Here is a 6,104-nt window from a genome sequence, read left to right on the forward strand (position 1 = left end):
CGGAACCCCAACTCCCCCTCTAGAACCCCAACTTCCGCAACTGCCGAGGATCCCGCTGCCAGTCCTTCGCCACCTTCACATGCAGGTCCAGGAAAACCGGCGTACCCAGCAACGCCTCGATCTGCTTACGGGACTTGATGCCGACCTGCTTCAGCCGCGCACCCTTCGGCCCGATGATGATGCCCTTCTGACTGGGCCGCTCGATGTACACGAACGCATGGATGTCGAGAAGCGGCTTGTCGGCGGGCCGGTCCTCGCGAGGCAGCATCTCCTCGACCACAACGGCGATGGAGTGCGGAAGCTCGTCCCGAACCCCCTCCAGCGCGGCCTCCCGGATCAACTCCGCGATCATGACCTGCTCGGGCTCGTCGGTGAGATCGCCCTCGGGGTAGAGGGCCGGCCCCTCCGGCAGCAGCGGAATGAGCAGATCGGCGAGCAGATCCACCTGCTGGTCCGCGACCGCGGACACCGGCACGATCTCCGCCCACTCGAAACCGAGCTCCTTACCGAGCTGATCAATAGCAATCAACTGCTCGGCAAGGGTCTTGGAGTCGACCAGGTCGGTCTTCGTGACGATCGCGATCTTCGGCGTCTTCTTGATGGACGCCAGTTCCTTCGCGATGAAACGGTCCCCCGGGCCGAGCTTCTCGTTCGCGGGCAGGCAGAAGCCGATGACGTCGACCTCGGCCCACGTCGTACGCACGATGTCGTTGAGGCGCTGCCCGAGCAGCGTGCGCGGCTTGTGCAGCCCAGGCGTGTCCACCAGGATCAGCTGCGCGTCCGGCCGGTGCACGATGCCGCGGACCGTGTGCCGCGTGGTCTGCGGCTGGTTCGCGGTGATCGCCACCTTCTGGCCGACCAGAGCATTCGTAAGGGTGGACTTGCCCGCGTTGGGGCGGCCCACGAAGCAGGCGAAGCCGGCGCGGTGGGGAGCCTCCGACGACGCGGACGGCTTGGATGACGGGGTACGAACGCTCATGGCGCCCATTGTCCCTGATCCACAAGCTCCCGCCGCACAACAGTCCACCCGTGCCCACCACGGTGAGCTTCCGGAAACCCAACCGCAACGAAACGTCACGGAAACACCCCTGTACACAACCGGAAACCAGCGCCGGTGACCCTCTGACGAGCCCCCACACCGTTGGAGACAACCGTGCCCCTCTCCGTCACCGAAGCCGTCACCGAAGCCGCCGCACTCGCCGCCGGCCGCATCGACACCGGCGACACCGCCTGGCTGCTCGCCGCCACCGCCCTCGTCCTGCTGATGACCCCGGGCCTGGCCCTCTTCTACGGCGGCATGGTCCGCACGAAGAGCGTCCTCAACATGCTCATGATGAGTTTCGTGTCGATCGCCCTGGTCACGGTGGTGTGGCTGGCGGCCGGCTATTCGCTCGCGTTCGGCGACGACATCGGCGGCGGACTGATCGGGGATCTCACCCACGCCGGCATGGCGGGCCTCGGCCCGGACGCCGTCCACGGCACCGTCCCCACCCTCCTCTTCGCCACCTTCCAGCTCACCTTCGCGATCATCACGGCCGCGCTGATCAGCGGCGCGGTCGCGGACCGGGTGCGGTTCGGGGCGTGGCTGGTCTTCGTACCCGTCTGGGCGCTCCTCGTATACGTTCCCGTGGCGCACTGGGTATGGGGCCCGGGCGGCTGGATCGCGGCGCACCTCGGCGCCCTCGACTTCGCGGGCGGCCTCCCGGTCGAGATCACGTCCGGTGCCTCGGGTCTGGCCCTGTGCCTGGTGGTCGGCCCCCGCCTCGGCTTCAAAAAAGACGCCATGCGCCCGCACAACCTCCCCATGGTGATGCTGGGCGCGGGCCTGCTCTGGTTCGGCTGGTTCGGCTTCAACGCCGGTTCCGCCCTCGGCGCCAACGGCCTCGCCGCCGCGGCCTTCCTCAACACCCTCACCGCCGGCTGCACCGGCCTCCTCGGCTGGCTCTTCGTCGAGCAGAAACGCGACGGCCACCCCACCACCCTGGGCGCCGCCTCGGGCGCGGTCGCCGGCCTGGTCGCGATCACCCCGTCCTGCGGCTCGGTCTCCCTGCTAGGTGCGCTCGTGATCGGCCTCGCCGCCGGTGCCGTCTGCTCGTACGCGGTCGGCTGGAAGTTCAAGCTGAACTACGACGACTCCCTCGACGTCGTCGGCGTCCACCTGGTCGGCGGCATCATCGGCACCCTCCTGATCGGCGTCTTCGCCACCACCGAACTGACCGGGAAGACCGACGGCCTCCTCTACGGCGGCGGGCTCGCCCAGCTCGGCAGGCAGCTGGTGGCCGTGGTCGCCGTAGGGGCGTACGCCTTCCTCGTGACGTACGGCATCGGGAAGCTGCTGGACCGGCTGATGGGCCTGCGGGCGAGCGAGGAGGAGGAGCGGACGGGTCTGGACCTTACGGTGCACGCCGAGACCGCATACGATCACGGCGTCCTGGGCCATGGAGCCCCGGTCGGCGCATCCCCCCCCTCCGCTCAGAAGGTCAGCACCCAGGCATGAAGCTCATCACCGCGATCGTCAAGCCGTACCGCCTCGACGAGGTCAAGACGGCGCTCCAGGAGCTCGGCGTGCACGGCCTGACCGTCACCGAGGCCAGCGGCTACGGCCGGCAGCGCGGCCACACCGAGGTGTACCGCGGCGCCGAGTACCGCGTCGACCTCGTCCCCAAGGTGCGGATCGAGGTCGTCGTCGACGACGCGGACTCGGACGCCGTGATCGACGCGATCGTCAAGGCCGCGCAGACGGGGAAGATCGGGGACGGGAAGGTGTGGTCGATTCCGGTCGAGACGGTCGTACGGGTTCGGACGGGCGAACGCGGCCCCGACGCGCTCTGACCGCGAGCACTCCCCCGACGAACCCGACCGCGAGCAGCAGCAGCGCCGCGAGCCACGGCAGCGCGAAGAACGACGCGCTCGCCGACTGCTTCGTGCCCGGCGCACTCGCGGTCAACGTGATGTCACCCCAGTCGAGTTGGGGCGAGCCCTTCCACGGCTCGCTCAGCTTCACGCTCTGTCCCGGCAGCAACTCGGCGGGGATACGGGTCAGTCCACGCGAGAGCAGCGTCCGGCCGAACAGCCCCTGCGCCTTCAACGTCACCTTCGGATCGAGGGTGACGTTCCCGGTGTTGTGCAGCGTGTAGGAGATCGTCGCGTCGCTGTCCCCCAACCCCGGTACCAGCGGCTGGTGATGGGACACATGCACGTGTTCCACGGCGAGTGCGGGCAGCGTAGGGCCGCTCACCCGGAGGTAGACGCGGGCACCGACGGCCCGCTGCACACCGAGGGCGAGTGATCCGTCGCCCTTGTCGACGCGTTCGTCGAGGGCGACCAACGCGCCCGGGTGGTCGCCCGGTTCGGCGCCTTCGGGCACGTGCAGGGTGAACGGCACGACAACTGTCTTGTGGGCGGGCACAGTTACCCGGGACTTGGCGGGCTTCGCCCACGCCCCCACCCCACGCATCGTCTCTTTCACGGTCCGCACCGCGAACCCGCCGTCACGCGCGGTGTTGTAGGCATCGGCCGCGTACAGCCGGAAGGTGAGCGGCTTCGCCGTCTTGTTGGCGACGAGCATCTTGTCCTGGATGGTCTGGCCGGGGTCGGCGGAGAGATAGAAGTACGGCCGCGCGGTGAGCTGCGAGGCGGCCGGGTAGACGGACCAACTGCCGTTGTCGGCCGCGTGGGCGGAGGGCGCGGCGAGCACTCCGAAACAGAGGCCGAGGCAGAGGCTCAGGAGGAGGACGTACAGCTTGCGCATGGGTGCGGACCCCCCACGGACGAGGTGTGGCGGTCGGGCGGGTGCGGGCGCCCGGCCACCGGAAACGAGTGGGACGGTCAGGTGAGCGTCAGCGTGAGCACACCGGAGTACGAGCCCGGAGGCGTGAACGCCGGTACGTTCAGGGAGAGTCCGGCGTCGACGGTGAACTCGCCGCCGGTGAGCGTGCCGTCGGGCGTGGACGCGAGCGTCGCTCCCGAACTGCCCACCGTGCCCGCCGAACCCGCGACGCAGGTGCTCGGGCTGCCCGCCTTGGTGGCGCAGGCGGGTGTCCAACTCAGCGCCCCGGCATCGATCTTGGCGCCGGGACCGGTGAAGTCGGTGACCTTGCCGGTCAGGGACCAGCCCGCGGGTCCGCCGCGGAAGTCCTGGACCGTCACCGTGTTGAGGGCGCCCGTGGAGGCACCGCCCTTGCCGAAGTCGACCGCGGAGAGGCCCACGGCGTCCCCGGCCTGCGCCATGGACAGCGTGCCCGCCTTGACGGAGGTCGTCAGCTTCTGACTCCCCGGCGGAACGGGTGTGGTGTCGTTGACGACGTAGGCGGCCGGCCCGGCACCCAGGTCGTCGGTCCACGCATTGCCCTCGTACGCGACGATCCCGGTGGTCGTCTTGTCGCTGACGACGAGCGAACCACTGATGGCGCCGGCGGCGCTGGCCGTGACGGTCGCCGTGTCCGCGGTCTGGGCGGTACCGGACCGCCCGGCCAGGGTCACGGAGGCACCCGGGGTGAAGTTGCTGCCGGTCACGGCGACGCTGTCACCGGCGTTCCCGGAAGCCGAACCCAGGCTGATCGCACGGGTGTTGACCGGAACGGTGGCGGTCGCGGTGACGGTCTCGGAGACCGGCGCCGGCGGGTTCGTCACCGTGCAGGGGGTGTCCAGCTCCAGGATGTAGCTGGTGTGGATGTTGTAGTCGCCGGGCGAGAGGGTGATCGCGCCCGGGGTGGTGACCGTGAAGGTGCCGGTCATGGAGAACGACGGGAAGGCGCCGTTGCCCGGCACCGGGTCGTTCTTCTTGGGCCCGGCCACCGTGAGGCTGCCGGTCTGGGCCCCGCCGAGGGCGACCTTCCCGGTGGGCGTCATGATGTCGGCCGGCAGGGCGATCGCGGTGGGGTTGCTGGCGGCGGGCTTGACCACCGTGTACGTCACGGTGACGGTGTCGCCGACCTTCGGCGCGGTGTTGTCCACCGTGATCGCGGCGGTCGTGGTGCCGTCGATCGGCGGGATGCCCGCGATCGCCGGCGGGATGCAGTGCGTGGCGAAGTCCACGTTCGTGGACGCACCGGCCGGACAGGCCAGCGCGCCGCCCGTGGCGACCGCGAGCGCGGTCACCCCGAGCAATGACGCCCAACGGCGTCTTCGGGATGTCGTAGCCATGGCTGGGCCCCCTCCTGAGGACGATGGGCGCGGCGGCTCGTCTGCGCCCACAGGGGGCATTGATGTGGGGATCGCGTGAGAAGTCAATGCACACACCCAAACAAACTGATGGGCCGTCAGCTCCCGTCAACAGCGGGAACCGACGGCCCAGTTGAGCCCGTGGGGGGAATTCTCAGCGGAATCCTGGGGGGAGTTCTCAGTCGAACACGAACGGACCCGGCGACTGCGGTCCGGTGGCCGTGCACGTGACGGCGATCCCGAAGATCGTCATCTGGAGCGACCCGCCGTACGCCTCCAGACTGTCGCCGGAGGCCACGGTCCCGTCGAGCGGACCGACGGTGACGGCGTCGCCGGTCGCCATGGCCGGGTTCTTCGTGCCGGTGAAGACGGTGGTGCCACCACTCGCGTTCTCGAACGTGAAGGTGGAGGAGATGGAGTCCTGCGACAGGGCCAGCGGCGCCGTGATGGAGGAGGTGATAGTGACCGTGGCCGCGGTGCCGTCCTGCGTGGCGGTGAGCGTCGCCGCGCCACCGCCGAAGATGCCGCAGTCCGCGGTGATCGTCGCCGTCTGGGGAGTGACGGCGAGCGCACTCGGCGCGAACGCCAGCGAGACGGCCGCGAGGACCCCCGTCACCAGTGCCGCACCGGTACCGATCCGCTTGCTTCTCAGCGTGCCTTTCATGGGTCTGGTTCCCTTCCCGTGTCTGGGAATGCCATGTGGGGACGGACGGACCAACAACCCCAGAAACCCCTCACGAACGCGGTGCGGTGCGCCACGCGAGCGAGAATCTGACGGTCCGTCGGAACTTACGGTTCCATTGATGCGCGGGAGCGTCAGCAGCAGGGCCGTCGCGCCGAGCAGCGCGGCCAGCCGTCTTATCGCCTTCATGGGTCAAGTCCCCTTCGCCGTGGCCTGGTTGGCGCGTTGTTGGCGGCAGCAGCGTAGGGCGAAGGGGTTA

Annotated in this window: 6 protein-coding genes; 2 read left to right on the plus strand and 4 right to left on the minus strand. The window is 69.3% G+C overall.

Annotated features, from left to right (window positions below; genetic code table 11):
- Positions 1-19: 19 nt before the first annotated feature.
- Positions 20-988: a GTPase Era gene (era, locus tag ACNFOC_RS49385; RefSeq protein ID WP_266768517.1), complete on the minus strand. Its 969-nt coding sequence runs from the start codon at positions 986-988 to the stop codon at positions 20-22.
- A 165-nt stretch (positions 989-1,153) separates the two neighbouring features.
- Between era and ACNFOC_RS49390 the strand changes: the two genes are divergently transcribed.
- Both ACNFOC_RS49390 and ACNFOC_RS49395 read left to right on the plus strand, forming a co-directional pair.
- Positions 1,154-2,497 carry an ammonium transporter gene (locus tag ACNFOC_RS49390; RefSeq protein ID WP_416965539.1) on the plus strand — a complete coding sequence of 448 codons (1,344 nt, stop codon included), beginning with the start codon at positions 1,154-1,156 and terminating at the stop codon, positions 2,495-2,497.
- Positions 2,494-2,832, plus strand: coding sequence for a P-II family nitrogen regulator (locus tag ACNFOC_RS49395; RefSeq protein ID WP_200682139.1), 339 nt, complete (start codon positions 2,494-2,496; stop codon positions 2,830-2,832). The genes ACNFOC_RS49390 and ACNFOC_RS49395 overlap by 4 nt, the downstream gene beginning before the upstream one ends.
- Here ACNFOC_RS49395 and ACNFOC_RS49400 read toward each other — a convergent pair.
- From ACNFOC_RS49400 to ACNFOC_RS49410, 3 genes are all read right to left on the minus strand, one after another.
- Positions 2,726-3,751 (minus strand): WxL protein peptidoglycan domain-containing protein, encoded by a 1,026-nt coding sequence (locus ACNFOC_RS49400; protein ID WP_416965540.1) that lies wholly within the window; start codon positions 3,749-3,751, stop codon positions 2,726-2,728. The two genes, ACNFOC_RS49395 and ACNFOC_RS49400, sit on opposite strands and share 107 nt — an antisense overlap.
- A gap of 77 nt (positions 3,752-3,828) precedes the next feature.
- On the minus strand, positions 3,829-5,145 hold the full coding sequence (locus ACNFOC_RS49405; RefSeq protein WP_416965541.1) for a WxL domain-containing protein: 1,317 nt from the start codon (positions 5,143-5,145) through the stop codon (positions 3,829-3,831).
- 196 nt (positions 5,146-5,341) lie between these two features.
- Positions 5,342-5,827 (minus strand): hypothetical protein, encoded by a 486-nt coding sequence (locus tag ACNFOC_RS49410; RefSeq protein WP_416965542.1) that lies wholly within the window; start codon positions 5,825-5,827, stop codon positions 5,342-5,344.
- Between the last annotated feature and the right edge of the window lie 277 nt (positions 5,828-6,104).

Source organism: Streptomyces colwelliae, assembly GCF_048158785.1.
Lineage (GTDB): Bacteria > Actinomycetota > Actinomycetes > Streptomycetales > Streptomycetaceae > Streptomyces.